The organism is Runella defluvii, assembly GCF_014195535.1.
Lineage (GTDB): Bacteria > Bacteroidota > Bacteroidia > Cytophagales > Spirosomataceae > Runella > Runella defluvii.
The window spans coordinates 1-18209 of record NZ_JACIBY010000018.1; the positions used below are offsets into that span (position 1 = coordinate 1).

The window sequence follows — 18209 nt, forward strand, 5'->3', positions numbered from 1 at the left end:
ATCATCGCTGCTTGTCCATGTACCGCCGCTCGTTGGACTCAACGTGATGGTACTTCCAAGGCACACACTTGTTGATGGTGTGCTGACTGTTGGTTGTGGATTAATTGATACATTGATTGTCGTTGAAGTACTTTGACAAAAAGCACAATTGTACCTCACCGTCAACGTATAAACCCCTGCTTTCGCAGCGGTTACACTCGACAGCTGTGGGTTTTGTGCCGTTGATGTAAATCCATCAGGGCCTGTCCAACTATACGAAACATCCGTCAATGTGCTATTGCTTTCAACTCCTCCTGCCAAATTTAGCGTCCCTCCTACACAAACGCCCGTACTTGCTGTTGCCGTAGGTTTTGGCGTAATAGGAACATCTGACCCTTGCACCCAAACTGAATAACTTCTAGGTGGAAGTTCGATGTAGATTTGTCCACTGGCATTGACTTGAGCATAAGGGAATGCCGAGCGCCTAAGCATATCAGTAAAACGTGCCCCTGTTGCAATGCTTCCTCCCCTCGTATTGATAGCATGATCCACTTTAAGATAGGAGTCACTAAAATTAATTGCCACAATAATATCCTTATTAGTACTACTTGGGCCTTGTAATTGATATATCAAAGCTTTATCGGCCGAAGCTGATGAATAATTACTTGCGTAACCGCTTCCACTTGCATTCAAGCGCGTTAGGCTTGGTGAACCGAAAATATACTTTTTATGTACCTCCATCAACGCATCTATTTCACACTTCATGGGAGTTAATGTCGTAGGCATATAGCTATGATAATGGGCTGATGAGGCCGCTGGGTACCCGTAGTAATCATCGTAATACACCGTAGGAACTCCGATTTGATTATTGGTCAGTAAATACGCGTAGGCCAACATGGGATCGTACCAAATTAAAGCTCCACCGTCGCTGGCACCGTAATTATTACGAAAATCGTGGTTGTTCAAAAAAGTAACGACATTGTTGGCACTCAAATAATTTCCTCCTACTAGTCCAGCCGTAAATATTTGTCGAACGTCTCCTGCACTTAAGCGATTGTTGGTAAAATTTCGTAGCGTTTCTCGCAACGTAAAATCAAATACCCGTGGCTGGGTTGAAGCTGGTAAACTAGAGTTAAAGCCCGTATTATACACATCCCGAATCCACCCTTGTAACACCGACGGACTTGCATCATAATACTCCCCAATTACCATACTTGGGACCTGTCCAGAGGCATTAAGTTGGTTGAGCATATTGCCAAAAAACGACGCATCTAAGTGCTTAACGGCGTCCATACGAATGGATTTTATTCCCAAATTTGTAAAATTCCATTTGGTCCAATCAATGAGAGCATTTGCCGTTTTGGTTTGTAAATGATCATAATCATAAAAATAATCCATGCTGTTTTGGCTCCAATCAGGGCATAGACAATCAACGTTCCAATTTCCTGTTGTTCCTGTCATTACAGGATTATAATTGGGACGAAAATAATCCCAGTTCATATTTCCCAGCCCGCTTGGCATGTTTGAAAAGTCGGTATATGTATGGTATTCCACCACATCGTTATAGACATTAGCGACATTGGCTGCTCCCGTACCACCACTTTTTCCCACTAAGTCTGCCGTACCATTCCAAACCTTCCAAATACGTTGGTCGGCATACCCATTGGTATTTACCATATAAATAATCAACTGATCCCCTGCGGCATTAAAATCTGCATTGGTAATTGTCACCTTAAATTCATCTGAATCACCGTTATTATCAATCGTTGTTTCGTAATTACGACCTAAATCAACGGTGAAAGCCCCTCCTTGCTCAGTTGCACTTCCATCGGGAGAAAGTAAAGGGCTCCATCGGCTTCCTCCTTTGGTCGCCGTTGTCGCATAAAACATGTACTTAGAGCCACTATAAGTTCCCGAACGGGAGTTGATATTGATATAATAGTCGCCTGCACCGTTCCCCGAACTACCTCCCAAAGGAATCACGACATGATAACGATCCGAAGGGTAAGGTTTTTTAGCTCCCCCTGCTTTGTATTGAATGTATTCCTCTACCGCAGGGTTTTTTTCCGCCGAGCCACCATCACGGTGGTTATAAATAAAATCGCCCATCGGGTCGATTCCCTGGTTGTTTAGCTCCGTAATCATAGCCCGAATTTGAGCGGGCGTTCCCATCCCCGTAGTTTCACCCATGTACAAGTCGCGGGGGTCATAGCCAGAACTATAGGCACCTTTCCCGTAGTGTCCAGGAAACCAAAGGTGCGTAAATCCCGCTTTTTTAAGGCAAGCTGCTTTTAGACGGAGAGTGTCAGCCCATGTAAAGCCTGCTCCCGCCTTGGGAAAATCGTAATTAAAACCCTGCATTAAAAACGTGGCAGTGGCGGGGGCAGAGAAAGCCACTGGGTTGTTTGTGTAGCTAGCTTCACAACCGCTTGCATTGCGCACTTTGATAGCATAGGCCCCACATCCTAAACCCGAAAATGTATTACTTGCTTGATAGCTTGTACCCCCATTGATGGAGTATTCAGAAGCACCTGAAGCAGTAACGGTGATTGACCCTCCACTACAATTGACTGGCAATGTCGTCGATACATTCGAAACACTGGGAGAACTTGGTTGAGAATTAATCACCACCGACGCCGATGCCGATTCACAACCTGCCCCCGAACTTTTCACTTTTAAATAATAAGTATTGGGTGATACTCCCGTTAGAACATTGGTCGCTCCGTAGATTGCACCATTGTCAAAACTATACTGAACTCCGCTGGCAGGGGCAGTGATGGTTATACTCCCCGTAGTTGTGGTACAGGTCGGCTGCGTAACTGTCGCGGTTGGGGTAGCAGGCGTTGCTTCAACAGAAATTGTAATTTCATTGCTGGTAGCAGTGGTTGGACTTGCACAAGCATCATTACTGGTCATTACCACTTTTATTTTATCCCCATTCACCAAGTTATTGGGAGCAAACGAGCTTCCAATAGCCACATCTGCCTCGTTTTTCTTCCACTGATAAGTAGGGGTCGTTCCTCCATTGGTTGGGACTGGGGTAAAAGTCACCACTCCACCCGAACAAATCGCTGTAGATGAAGCATTTATCAACACAGCGGGAGTGACACTACTCGTAATAGTTACCATAACTTGGCTACGACTACTCTCGCATCCATTGATTGTTTGTGAAACATAATAATTGGTCGAAGACAAAGCAGTAGTCGTAGCCAATTGATTACCATTGGAAGCAGCATCGTACCATTTTATCGACGAACCCGTTGCAGCAAGGCTTGCCACGGTTGGGTTGATGGAAGAGCAAAACGATTGAGGAGTTACTGCCGTTGGAGCAGGTGAAACACACGTTGTAAAAGTATAGTTTGCTCCCGAATTATCGTTGTATCGTAGTGTTGATAGGGTTTTATTCATCTCTGAATCAGACGACAACTGACTCAGCGTACGAGTGGAGGTAAAAACATAGTACTTTACAACAGTATTGTTGGGCTGAGCGGGAATAATAGCAGAATAACTCGTTCCAGTACCTGTTGCCTCTACCATGGAAGTGCTGGTACTCCCCGAAAAATCATTGGAACCCGCTAGTACGTAACGGACAAAAACCTTTTCTTCGGGCGACACTGGGCCAGAAGTTGAGATGAGAACTGTGCCTGTTCCGTCATTGGCGGGAGTTGCCGACACCGAATTAATGGAAACAGGGGCTGCCGACGTAAGTCCAACGTAAAATTTGGCGTTGGTATTGGTATAACCTACATCATTAAAAACAAATGTATAATACCCCGTGGCACTCATATTCAGCCCCATATCTTGTCCCGAATTATAGGCTGAAAAGTTATTAATTACATTTAAAGCGCCTTGTCCAACGCCCGAAAAGCCCCATTTATTTTGAAAACGATTACTTGATGATCCCGATATAAAAAGAAAGCCTTCACTAGATCCACCCGTCATATTTACGGGCAGAATGTTTCCTCCTGACGCTTGGGCATTGATGGTCGTCACCCACTGTCCTCGGCCATCTATTGGGGTACCCACTGAGGTCGAAACCAGACGAAATGACATCGTTCGATAGTCTGAATTGTACGGAATGGTTGAATATCCATTAAATTTACCTACTACTTGCACTGGCTCGCCCGAGAAGATATTTTGAGCAATAAGTCTTTGCGAAATGCCAATCAGTACGACTACCGACAACATTATCATTCGCCAATGCTGTCTTAGGTGTAGTAATTTACTCATGATAGGATAGGTTTGAAGTAGTGATGAAAAGTATAGAATTTAGCCACAAAATTCCATCATTATTTTTTTTCAAAAAAATAGTATTTTTTCAATAATTTATTCTGTATTAACTCTTTGTTTTGCATATTATTAACCATATTGTTAACATACCATTTATATACTAAAAAATCTAAATGCACTGCCTTATCAACGTACCAATAAGAACTCACAATTATTTTTATCTACCAATTGGCTACCTCACAAAAAAGCCCTCTCCAACTATTTTGAAGAGGGCCAACACTTTAATTTTGTCTCAAAACTACCGCTTCACTACCTTCAGCACCACTTGTTTCTCAGAGGTTGTTATCTTCAAGAAATAGATTCCAGCTGGTAATTCGCTGACGCCAAACTCTTCTTGATGGGTATTCGTCTCTGGCATAAATTGGCGGCGTACTACCTCTCGACCCGAAGCATCCATCAACGAAGTTTGGACTACTTCCCCCTTGCTCTCTTGCACTTTCAAGCGAAGCACGTTGGTGACAGGATTGGGGTAAACAATAAATGCTTCTTCTTGATCCTTAGTTGTACTTGACTCATCTGACAGGCCATTTGGAGCAATTCTACCGTTTGGGGGAGTGAAAATCGTAATTGTTTTGCTTACGACAGCTTCACAGCCATCTTCAGGAGCAATCATTTCTATTTTATATTCTCCTGGTTTTTGAGCACTAAAAACTAGCTGATCGGTACCTTCATAATCAATTTTTAGCTCTGAAGATACACGCCATCTTACAGGTATTGACGGTGTCAGATTGACGGCATAAATTCGTTCACCAACTAAGCCAATGAAAGACATTGCGAAAGTAGCGGTCGTTTTTACATCAACAATCGTTACATTAAATACATCACTAGCCTTGCAACCAAGTGCGTTGGTCACTTCGACCTTGTACTGACCCGACTGGCCAATTGATGCTACAGGGGTTGAAAGTAGCTTACCATCGGGAAGTGTCCAACTGTACGCTTTTGCACCGGTCTGTGTAGCATTAACTTCAACCTCCGAACTAGCACAAAACAGTAAGTCATTAGAAACCTCAATGGTATATGCGTTTTCTGGCTCTTTAATTTCAAATGATTTTGATACTCTACATCCTCTCGAATTAGCCACGGTCGCAGTATAAATACCAGCGCATCGTTTTGTGATTTTTTGAGTAGTCGATCCATTTTGCCAGCTAAATGAGTATGGATTTAAAGCACCTGTACCAGTAATTTTCACCTCTAGTTCGCCTTCGCAATTGCCCTTACAAACTAGGTCTTTTTTAGCCACCAAATTAATTGAGAAATCAAATTCCTCTTTTAAGACAACTGCTGCTTCGCCGTAACAACCATTTTTATCTTTAATGATAGCATAATAGTTACCCGCCTCAAGGTTACTCAAATTAGGTCCTGACAAGCCCTTATTCCAAGTAATTGTGTAGGGGGCTACTCCACCTTCAATGTTGACCAACTCAATTCCCCCTGTCTTTTGATTTTTACACTGTGGCCCTATCGTACGGAAAATGGCGTAGATACTTGGTGTAGGGGTGAGTTCTAGTTCGAAAGTTGCCGAAATATCATTTTTATCCGTAACCTTCACTACATAAATGCCACTTTCTGCATTTTTAATAAAATCTTCATTTGTATTTAAGTCAACAAGTTCTTCATTGATTTTTCTAAACCATTGAAGCTTATACCGTTCTGAGAAAGTCCCTGATTCTGATATGGGTACACCTCCTTTGATAAATGCTCCGATTTCACCATCAATTTTACCCGCACATGAAGGCTTTTTATACACAATTGAGGTAGCCATTAACTTATCAGGTTGTTTCAAGAAATACGTGTAGTCAACCCTACAACCTTTCTTATCCGTTGCCAATTCGTAATTATTATCAGTTACTGTCACCGTATAACTTCCGCCAACAGCTGATGATGATTGAATGGTAAAATCAGTTCCTGAAGTCGTTGTCGTAACATTGTCAAATGGAGTGCCGTTCACCTGCCAGGTGTTTGTGTAATAACCTGATGGAGAAGTTCCCCCTTTTACGACTAATTGTAGTTTACCATCTGCCAAGCCAAATCCTCTTGGTGAGGTGGCTTCTACCAAAGAAACTGTCAGTGGCGTTAATGGTTGGTTTATAGTTACTTCTTGGGCTGGCGACACACATCCATTTTTATCCTTACCCGTGATTTGGTAGGTACCTGCTTTCAGCGATGATACTTCGTTGGTCAAGCCTAGATTTATTCCCGTTGTAATATCATTTCCTCTCACAGAAACTTCCATTGGCGACGTGCCACCACTGATATTCACTCTGATTTTTCCATCTTTGCCGTCATAGCAAAGTACATCGGTTACATCAGTGCTTACTTGTAGGGGCTCGGGACCATTTACAAATTGATACGTTTCTCTGGTACATCCATTTTTATCAGTTACTCTTACTGATATTCCCCCTTTTTGGAAGTTTGAAATCTGAAATGTAGTATCTCCCGTACTCCAAAGATATTGATACGGAGCAACTCCACCGATAGCCGTAACTACAGCTGTACCATTTTTAGAATCAAAACATTTTTCGGCAGTAATATCAGTCGTAAGCGTTAAGCTTTGAAGTGGTTCTTCGATTTTAAAAGACTCGACCTTTGAGCACCCCAACAAGTCGATTACTTCAACGGTATAAATACCTGCCTTACCAACTCTAGTGCTTCCCATGAAACCGTCAGACCATAGATAATAAAACTGTAGCGGATCAGTTCCTCCGTTAGCACCAGTTGCCTTTAGTTCGATAAGGCCAACATCCCCTTTACAGGGTGGACTTACAATTTTTGATACAATGCTTATTGAACTTTGGGGCTCTTTGACCACAGCTTGAGAATCTACTACACAGTTATTAGCGTCGGTTAATTTGACAGAATAAGTACCTGCTACTAAATTTTCAATTGTTTGGTTAGTTGACCCGTTGCTCCATAAATAAGTATAAGGGGCTGTTCCTCCAAAAGAAAAAGAGGTTAACTGACCGTTGGCGCCGCCTTTGCAAGTAACATTACTTTGGAAAATTAATTGTTGTAGTTTCTCTTGGGGTTCTGTAATAGTAACCTCCATCGTTTTTGAACAGTTGGTAGCGTCAGAAACTGTTACCCTATATACTCCTGCCCGTAATCCCGTAACTGCCGAAGTTTTAGCCCCATTGCTCCACAAGTAGGTATAAGGAGCTGTTCCTCCAGCTACACTAATAAGAATTCTACCTGTAGCTTCAGAGGTACATTTCACATCTACAATGGTAGGGGTCAATACCATCTCCGTTGGGCTCACTATAGTTACTATTTTCGCCGTAGTGCATCCTTTAGCATCTTTCACAATTACGGTGTACTCCCCTGCTGTGGCGTTGGTGAGTTCGGGGGTAGTAGCTCCGTTGCTCCACACGTAAGTATAGGGGCTTATTCCACCCGTCACTGCCACCGTGGCACTTCCTGTGCCACCAAAGCATCGGATTTGACGCACATCGGTTGTGAGTACCATACGTGTAGCTGCGTCAGGTTCGGTGATGGTGATAGAAACTGTCTGTTGGCAGTTATTGGCATCCTTGACCGTCACAGTGTAAGTCCCTGCTGCCAAGCCTTTAGCCGTATTAGTTGTACTCGTAATACCTCCGCTCCAGGTGTAACTGTAAGGGGCTGTTCCGCCGCTCACGGCTACGCTGGCCGTACCGTCGGTACTACCGGCACAATTGGCCGCAGTACTGCTTGGAGTTAGCACCAACGCCGCTGGCTCGGAAATGGTGATAGAGATAGTCTGTTGGCAGTTGTTGGCATCTTTCACCGTTACCGTGTATGTACCTGCGGCTAAATCCGTGGCCGAGTTGGACGTACTTGTGATACCTCCATTCCAAGCATAAGTATAGGGGGCTGTGCCACCTGTTACCTCAATGCTCGCCGCACCATCGGTGCCGCCTTTGCATTTGACGGCTACAACCGTCGGAGTTAGGACCATTCCTGCGGGCTGAACAACCGTAATGTTAGTGCTTTGTTGACAGTTATTGGCATCTTTGACTGTCACCGTGTAAGTACCTGCGGCCAAGCCCGTGGCGGTGTTGGTCGTGCTGGTAATGCCATTGCTCCATACGTAGCTGTACGGCGTGGTGCCACCACTCACACTCACGGTGGCCGTACCGTCGTTGCCGCCGTTGCATTTGACGGTAGTAGTGGCCGAGGTCAACACCAACGCCACTGGCTGGTTCACCGTGATGGTTAGCGTTTTTTGGCAATTGTTAGCATCTTTGACGATGACCGTGTACGCTCCTGCGGCCAAGCCCGTAGCGATGTTCGTTGTACTGGTAATGCTTCCACTCCAAGCGTAGGTGTACGGTGCCGTACCGCCACTAACACTCACGCTGGCAATCCCGTCCTTTGCTCCAAAACACTTGGCAGGTTCGCTCGTAGCAGTTAGCACCATACCCGTAGGTTCGCTGACGGTGATAGTTATGCTCTTTTGGCAACCATTGGCATCTTTGACCGTGACCGTATAAGTGCCTGCGACTAAACCCGTCGCGGACTGGGTGGTGCTGGTAATACCCCCACTCCACGCATAGGTATAAGGTACCGTGCCACCGCTCACATTGACACTGACTGCTCCATCGTTGCCGCCATTACATTTAACCGCGGTACTGGCCGAGCTCAACGAGAGAGCCAAAGCAGGTTCGCCTACACTCACGGTGGTTAACTGTTGGCAACCATTGGCATCTTTGATTGTGACTGTGTAGGTACCTGCAGCTAAACCCGTTACGGTTTGGGTGGTGCTGGTAATACCCCCACTCCACGCATAGCTATAGGGAGCGGTCCCCCCGCTGACGCTGACGCTGGCTGTTCCGTCGTTACCGCCTTTGCATTTAACATTTTCACTACTGGTAATAGCGCTCAAAGCCGTTGGTTCAGTCACACTCACTAGAGTGCTCTGTTGACAGTTGTTAGCATCTTTGACTGTCACGGTGTAGGTACCTGCGGTCAAGCCCGTGGCGGTGTTGGTGGTACTGGTAATGCCGTTACTCCACGCATAGGTGTAAGGTGCCGTTCCGCCACTTACGCTGACGCTAGCCACTCCGTCTCTCCCCCCTTTGCACTTTACCGAAATACTCGTTGACGCTAATGTAAGTGCCTCGGGTTCAGTAACGCTGATATCGATGCTTTTTTCGCAGCCATTTACATCTTTGACTAAGACCCTATAGGTACCTGCCGCCAAGCCTGTGGCCGTGGCGCTGGTGCTACCATTACTCCATGAGTAGGTATAAGGAGCTTCTCCTCCATTTACTGTTACACTGGCTGATCCGTCCTTTCCTCCTTTACACTTAACCGCCACTGTGCTTGATGTTAAGGTAATACTTGCTGGTTGGTCAATGGTAATTTTAACACTTTTCTCACAGTTGTTGGCATCTTTTACTGTCACCGTGTAGGTGCCCGCTGGCAAGCCTGAGGCTACATTGGTGGTGCTGGTTACTCCTTTGTCCCACGAATAAGTGTAAGGACTTACACCACCGCTCACAGAGACCATTGCCGTACCGTCGCCGCTGCATTTTACGGCAACACTGCTCGGTACTAACACCAAGGCCTCGGGTTCACTGATGGTAACACTACTACTCTTTTGGCAGTTATTGGCATCTTTGACCGTCACCGTGTAAGTACCTGCGGCTAAGCCCGTGGCCGTGGCGCTGGTGCTGCCGTTGCTCCATGCGTAGGTGTAGGGTGCGGTGCCACCACTGGCACTCACTGTGGCCGTGCCATCCGTCCCTGCTTTACATTTAACTGATGTACCACTCGAAGCCAGCATCAATACAGTTGGTTCGGAGACGGTGATGGCGATAGTTTTTTGACAGTTGTTGGCGTCTTTGACCGTGACTGTATAGGTACCTGCTACTAACCCCGTGGCGGTATTAGTGGTGCTAGTGATGCCAGCACTCCACGAGTAGGTGTAGGGGGCAACACCACCGTTGACGGTTACGCTGGCGGTTCCATCGTTACTGCCGTTACATTTAACTGCTGTAGTGCTAGGAGTCAAGACTAACTCATTGGGCTCGGTCACAGTGACAGTGATATTCTTTTGACAATTGTTAGCATCTTTGACGGTAACTGTATAGCTACCAGCTACTAAACCAGTGGCGGTGTTTATCGTACTGGTAATGCCTCCGCTCCACGAATAGGAGTAGGGAGCGATTCCGCCACTGACACTGATACTTGCTGTTCCGTCGTTGCCACCTTTGCATTTGGCTGGGGTGCTGCTTGGGGAAAGTACAATAGGAGTTGGTGCACCAACAGAAATCACGACGCTTTTTAGACAGTTGTTCGCATCTCTGACGGTCACCGTGTAGTTTCCAGCGACCAAGCCTGTCGCAGTATTAGTAGTGCTCGTTATACCACCACTCCAAGTATAGCTGTAGGGGGCTGTACCACCGCTTACATTGACAGTGGCTGTACCATCATTACCAGCGTTGCATTTAACAGCAGTAGCGGTTGAGGTTAAGGTGAGGCTAGTTGCTGGCTCGGTGACGGTGATACTACTACTTTTTTGACAGTTGTTGGCATCTTTGACCGTGACCGTGTAGGTGCCTGCGGCCAAGCCAGTGGCGGTGTTAGTGGTGCTAGTGACTCCCCCACTCCATGAATAGGTGTAAGGGGCAGTACCTCCGCTAACGGTAACTCCTGCCGCGCCGTCCGTACCTCCTTTACATTTAACAGAGACACTACTAGGAAGGAAAGCGATAGGCGCTGGATTAGTGACTACTATGGCTACACTCTTTGTACAGTTGTTGGCGTCTTTGACCGTGACTGTATAGGTACCTGCTACTAACCCCGTGGCGGTATTAGTGGTGCTAGTGATGCCAGCACTCCACGAGTAGGTGTAGGGGGCAACACCACCGCTGACGGTTACGCTTGCGGTTCCATCGTTGCCGTCGTTGCATTTAACAGCTGTAGTGCTAGGAGTCAAGACTAACTCATTGGGCTCGGTCACAGTGACAGTGATATTCTTTTGACAATTGTTAGCATCTTTAACGATGACGGTATAAGTACCAGCCACTAAACCAGTAGCGGTGTTTGTCGTACTGGTAATGCCGCCGCTCCACGAATAGGAGTAGGGAGCGATTCCTCCACTAACACTGATACTTGCGGTTCCGTCGTTGCCACCTTTGCATTTGGCTGGGGTGCTGCTTGGCGAAAGTACAATGGGAGTTGGTGCACCAACAGAAATTACGACGCTTTTTAGACAGTTGTTCGCATCTCTGACGGTCACCGTGTAGTTTCCAGCGACCAAGCCTGTCGCAGTATTAGTAGTGCTCGTTATACCACCACTCCAAGTATAGCTGTAGGGGGCTGTACCACCGCTTACATTGACAGTGGCTGTACCATCATTACCAGCGTTGCATTTAACAGCAGTAGCGGTTGAGGTTAAGGTGAGGCTAGTTGCTGGCTCGGTGACGGTGATACTAGTGCTTTTTTGGCAGTTTTTGGCATCTTTGACCGTGACCGTGTAGGTGCCTGCGGCCAGCCCCGTGGCGAAGTTGGAGGTACTAGTAATACCGCCACTCCATGAAAATATATAAGGTGCAGTTCCTCCAGTCAAACTGACGGTGGCCGTACCGTCGTTGCCGCCTTTACATTTGACGGGGCTACTGCTTGGGGTGAGTACAATCGCCGCAGGTTCTGTAATGGTAATGGCAATACTCTTGGTGCAATTATTGGCATCTTTGACCGTGACGGTGTAGGTACCTGCGGTCAGCCCTGTGGCGGTGTTAGTGGTACTGGTGATTCCTCCACTCCACGAGTAAGTGTAGGGAGCAACACCACCGCTGACGGTTACGCTGACGGTTCCGTCGTTGCCGCCGTTGCATTGGATGGCCGTACTGCTCGATACCAAACTCAGCGCGTCGGGTTCGGTAACGGTAATGACTATACTCTTGGTACAATTATTGGCATCTTTGACCGTGACGGTGTAGGTGCCTGCCACTAAACCTGTGGCGGTGTTTGCGGTGCTAGTGATACCGCTGCTCCACGAATAGGTGTACCCCCCCGCGCCTCCACTGGCAGTGACGCTGGCTACTCCGTCGTTTCCACTTTTGCATTTGACAGGGTTGCTACTTGGTACAAGTACGATGGCAGCAGGTTCAGAAATACTCACTGATTGGGTTTTGATACAGCCGTTGGCGTCGGTGACTTGCAGGGTGTTGCTTCCTGCGGGTAGGTTATTGGCCGTTAGGTTGGTGTTTCCATTGCTCCACAGGTAAGTGTAAGGGGCACTTCCACCCGACACATTTCCCGTAGCGATACCATCGTTGGCACCGTTGCAACTGATGTTGGTTGGGGCAGGAATGGTGACGGTGAGCAAGGTGCTAGGCTCTCCAACAGTGATGGCAATGCTTTTTGAACAGTTGTTGGCGTCTTTGACGGTGACGGTGTAGGTGCCTGCGGATAGTCCCGTGGCGGTATTTGTGGTGCTGGTAATGCCACCACTCCACGAATAGGTGTAAGGAGCAGTTCCGCCGCTTACAGTTACGGTAGCCGTACCGTCGTTGCCGTTTTTACACTTGGCAGGGGTGCTGCTGGTAGTAAGTATGACGCCCGCAGGTTCTGTAATGGTAATGGCTATACTCTTGGTGCAATTATTGGCATCTTTGACCGTGACGGTGTAGGTGCCTGCGGTCAGCCCTGTGGCGGTGTTAGTGGTACTGGTGATTCCTCCACTCCACGAGTAAGTGTAGGGAGCAACCCCACCGCTGACGGTTACGCTGACGGTTCCGTCGTTGCCTCCGTTACAGTTGGTGGCCGTACTGTTTGATACCAAACTCAGCGCGTCGGGTTCGGTAACGGTAATGGCTATACTCTTGGTACAATTATTGGCATCTTTGACCGTGACGGTGTAGGTGCCTGCCACTAAACCTGTGGCGGTGTTTGTGGTGCTAGTGATACCGCTGCTCCACGAATAGGTGTACCCCCCCGCACCTCCACTGGCAGTGACGCTGGCCACCCCGTCGTTTCCACTTTTGCATTTGACAGGGGTGCTATTTGGTACAAGTACGATGGCAGCAGGTTCAGAAATACTCACTGACTGGGTTTTGATACAGCCGTTGGCGTCGGTGACTTGCAGAGTGTTGCTTCCTGCGGGTAGGTTATTGGCCGTTAGGTTGGTGTTTCCATTGCTCCACAGGTAAGTGTAAGGGGCACTTCCACCCGACACATTTCCCGTAGCGATACCATCGTTGGCACCGTTACAACTGATGTTGGTTGGGGCAGGAATGGTGACGGTCAATAAAGTGCTAGGCTCTCCAACAGTGATGGCAACGCTTTTTGAACAGTTGTTGGCGTCTTTGACGGTGACGGTGTAGGTGCCTGCGGTTAGTCCCGTGGCGGTATTTGTGGTGCTGGTAATGCCACCACTCCACGAATAGGTGTAAGGGGCGGTTCCGCCGCTGGCGTTTACGGTAGCCGTACCGTCGTTGCCGCTTTTACACTTGGCAGGGGTGCTGCTGGTAGTAAGTATGACGCCCGCAGGTTCTGTAATGGTAATGGCTATACTCTTCGTGCAATTATTGGCATCTTTGACCGTGACGGTGTAGGTGCCTGCCGCCAAGCCTGATACCATGCTAGTAGTATTCGTAATTCCACCACTCCACGCGTAAGTGTAGGGAGCAACACCACCGCTGACGGTTACGCTGGCGGTTCCGTCGTTGCCTCCGTTACATTTGGTGGCCGTGCTGTTTGATACCAAACTCAGCGCGTCGGGTTCGGTAACGGTAATGGCTATACTCTTGGTACAATTATTGGCATCTTTGACCGTGACGGTGTAGGTGCCTGCCACTAAACCTGTGGCGGTGTTGGTGGTGCTAGTGATACCGCTGCTCCACGAATAGGTGTACCCCCCCGCGCCTCCACTGGCAGTGACGCTGGCCACCCCGTCGTTTCCACTTTTGCATTTGACAGGTGTGCTACTTGGTACAAGTGCGATGGCGGCAGGTTCGGAAATGGTGGCCGAGGCAGTTTTGATACAGCCGTTGGCGTCGGTGACTTGCAGGGTGTTGCTTCCTGCGGGTAGGTTATTGGCCGTTAGGTTGGTGTTTCCATTGCTCCACAGGTAAGTGTAAGGGGCACTTCCACCCGACACATTTCCCGTAGCGATACCATCGTTGGCACCGTTGCAACTGATGTTGGTTGGGGCAGGAATGGTGACAGTGAGCAAGGTGCTAGGCTCTCCAACAGTGATGGCAATGCTTTTTGAACAGTTGTTGGCGTCTTTGACGGTGACGGTGTAGGTGCCTGCGGTTAGTCCCGTGGCGGTATTTGTGGTGCTGGTAATGCCACCACTCCACGAATAGGTATAAGGAGCAGTTCCGCCGCTTACAGTTACGGTAGCCGTACCGTCGTTGCCGTTTTTACACTTGGCAGGGGTGCTGCTGGTAGTAAGTATGACGCCCGCAGGTTCTGTAATGGTAATGGCTATACTCTTCGTGCAATTATTGGCATCTTTGACCGTGACGGTGTAGGTGCCTGCCGCCAAGCCTGATACCATGCTAGTAGTATTCGTAATTCCACCACTCCACGCGTAAGTGTAGGGAGCAGTTCCTCCATTTACCGTAACGCTTGCAACTCCATCATTGGCTCCGTTGCAACTTATATTTGTACTACCTGATGATAATAACAGTTCGTCTGGTTCAGTAATAGTAATATCAATGGTCTTTTGACAATTTTTAGAATCTTTAACCATGACTGTATATACACCTGCTGATAAACCTGCTACGGAACTGGTTGTACTGCCATTACTCCATAAGTAGGTATAGGTTCCTGTGCCACCGTTCACGGTTACACTTGCCGTTCCATTACTTCCTCCAAAACATGTAACAGCCGTAGTGCTTGGCGTAATAAAAATAGCTGGTGGTTCTAAAAATTCAATCTCAGCCGTTTTGATACATCCATTAGCATCGGTTACTTGAAGTGTATGATTTCCTGGCCCTAGGTTTGTTGCTAAAAGGTCAGTACTGCCATTACTCCATAAATACGAGTACGGACTAACTCCTCCCGTCACTTGACCAGTAGCCGTTCCGTTGTTAGCTCCATAACAACTAATATTGGTTGAATTGGCAATACTAACAGTTAGTAAAGTTGATGGTTCACTGACAACAATCGTGATACTTTTTTGGCAATTATTAGCATCTTTCACTGTAACTGTGTAACTACCTGAGGTCAAGCCTGTTACTGTGTTGGAAGTGCTTGTTATTCCATTACTCCATGAGTAAGTGTACGAACCTGTACCTCCGCTGGCAGTTACAGTTGCAGTTCCATCATTACTTCCTTTACATTTTACAGGAGTACTGCTTGAGGTAAGTGCCAAAGGCGCAGGTTCTGCTACTGTGATAGTGATACTCTTTTGACAGTTATTAGCATCTTTGACGAGTACGGTATAAGTCCCTGCTGTTAAGCCAGTGGCTGTATTGGTGGTACTTATACTGCCACCACTCCATGTATAGGTATATGGCCCCGTTCCGCCATTGACAGTGACACTAGCCGTTCCGTCAGTTCCTCCGTTACAAGTGGCGGCCGTACTGCTAGGTGTTAAAACAAGTGCTGAGGGTTCAGTAACAGTTATGTTGATATTTTTTTGGCAATTATTGGCATCTTTGACGGTGACAGTGTATGTCCCTGCGGTCAGCCCTGTGGCCGTATTTGTCGTACTCGTTATTCCTCCGCTCCATGAGTAAGTGTATGACCCCGTTCCCCCACTTGCTGTTACGGTCGCTGTTCCATCGTTTCCACCAAAACACTTTACCGCAGTGCTACTTGGAGTTAGTACAATAGCCGCAGGCTCCACAATCGTAACTGAAGCACTTTTGGTACAGCCATTAGCATCGGTTACTTGCAGCGTATTGACTCCAGCGCCCAAATTTGTCGCCGTTAGGTTGGTAGTACCGTTGCTCCACAAATAGGTATAAGGAGTATTTCCCCCTGATATTTGGCCAGTAGCTGTTCCATTATTAGCCCCAAAACAACTAATATTGGTTGAGTTAGCAATGCTTACAGTCAATAACGTAGCGGGTTCATTAATCGTGATTGTAGTACTCTTCTGGCAGTTGTTGGCATCTTTGACAGTAACGGTATAACTACCTGCGGCTAGCCCTGTGGCAGTATTGGTGGTGCTCGTTACGCCCCCACTCCATGTATAGGTATAGGGGCCTGTACCACCAGTTACGGTTACAGTCGCTGTTCCGTCGTTGCCGTTTTTACATTTAACAGGCGTGCTACTCGGTGTCATTACGATAGCCGATGGTTCTGTGATGGTAATGGCGACGCTTTTCTCACAATTATTAGCATCTTTGACTGTAACGGTGTACGTTCCTGCGACTAAACCCGTGGCAGTATTGGTGGTACTTGTCACTCCTCCGCTCCACGAATAAGTGTACGAACCTGTTCCGCCGCTTACATTTACGGTAGCTGTTCCGTCGTTACCACCGTTACATTTTACGGGCGTATTGCTTGGGTTTACTACCAAAGCTGGAGGTTCGGTCACTACTACACTACTCGACTTCACAACGCCACTCGCATCCATAACCGTGACGGCATAGTTGCCTGCTGTGAGTCCTGTTATAGTAGCTGTATTTCCACCATTTGACCAGGAGTAATTATAAGGCGGCGTGCCTCCTGTGGCATTTACCGTTGCAGTCCCATTGTTACCACCATTACAAGTCACAGCCGTGCTACTCATGGTAAGGGTAGCACCACCAACTACCGTAATGGTGGCTTTATTACTTATTTTATCCGCCGAACAGGCATTAGCTCCCTTTACAATTACGTCATAATCACCAGCATCTACTACTTTACTGTTTACTATTGTATAATAACTGTTTATTGCGCCATCTATGTTGATTCCATTTTTCCTCCATTGATAACCTCCGCTATTTGATGCTGTTACATAGAGGGTTATATTCGCACCTGCCAAGGCTTCCTGTGATTGTGGGTGTGCTGAAATTGAAATCAAAGTAGTTCCAAGAATTGGAATTTCTGTCGCTTTTGTTATGTCTGGACAAGGTCCTCCCGAGTTAGGGTTGCAACAATAAGAATTATATGGGGAGTCTGAGCCTGAACATATCCATCTTTTATACGTACATTTTACTTTATACACGTCACCGCACTGAGGAGTCACTAAAGGTGATCGTTCGGTAGAAAAAGCTACCCCATTTTTCTCCCAACTAAGTGTACCATAGCATAAATTAACTCCCAAACGCGTGGGAACGTTGGGTGTCAATTTATTATCAAATTGAGTTGTGTAAATAGTATATTCTGGGGAAGCATAGCCTCCATAGTTACTTTCTTGATCGTCATTGCCAAAAGATATTTCTCCAGCGTCACTTACTGTTTTTCCAGCTTCTGTACAATATACCTTATAATAAACACGTTCCTGAAAAGAAAATGGATCAAAATATTCAGTATAAATTCCACCCAATTTTGAACCTTCAGCCATTACCACATCCCCTAACACCCATTTTACCTGCCCTGTACAGCCAGTCACTATAACCTCACGTAAAAATAAATTTTCTCCGGTAGTTGGATCTGGCCCCTGCTCTGAAACATTTAAAGTAACACTGGGGGTAGGTGATTTCTGGCCATTAGATACAGTAAATGTATAAGTACGAGCTTCTTTACTGGTACTAACCATATCATCACACTCGAAATAATAGCTATATTCTCCCACTGTTGGTTGTGAAACAATAATACTCTGTCCAACTCCTATAAGTTCATCGTTAGAATTGAACCATCTCACTTTATTATTACAACCCGATTGAGTTAAGTAAACAGGCGTATTTGGTCGTACATTAGTTGAACTTATTGGAATCTTACCTCCCGTCCACCCCCACCACCCAGGAAGTGCCTGAGCATTGATTTCCCCAAGAGGTAGGAGTAAAAAGGCTACCAGTACACCTAACCATAAATCATATAACTTTTTCATATCTTCTCTTCGTTTACAC

At 46.8% G+C, this 18209-nt stretch carries 2 protein-coding genes; both read right to left on the minus strand.

Annotated features, from left to right (window positions below):
* The coding region (locus FHS57_RS27195) for an Ig-like domain-containing protein (protein ID WP_183979257.1) at positions 1–4209 on the minus strand (4209 nt) is incomplete at its 3' end.
* A 298-nt stretch (positions 4210–4507) separates the two neighbouring features.
* A complete protein-coding gene (locus FHS57_RS27200) occupies positions 4508–18190 on the minus strand; it encodes a T9SS type A sorting domain-containing protein (protein WP_183979259.1) in 13683 nt (4560 codons plus the stop codon).
* Between the last annotated feature and the right edge of the window lie 19 nt (positions 18191–18209).

What these genes read in the sequence shown, in the direction of transcription:
- FHS57_RS27200 (WP_183979259.1), bottom strand. Translation starts at nt 18,190, where the DNA reads ATGAAAAAGTTATATGATTTATGGTTAGGTGTACTGGTAGCCTTTTTA.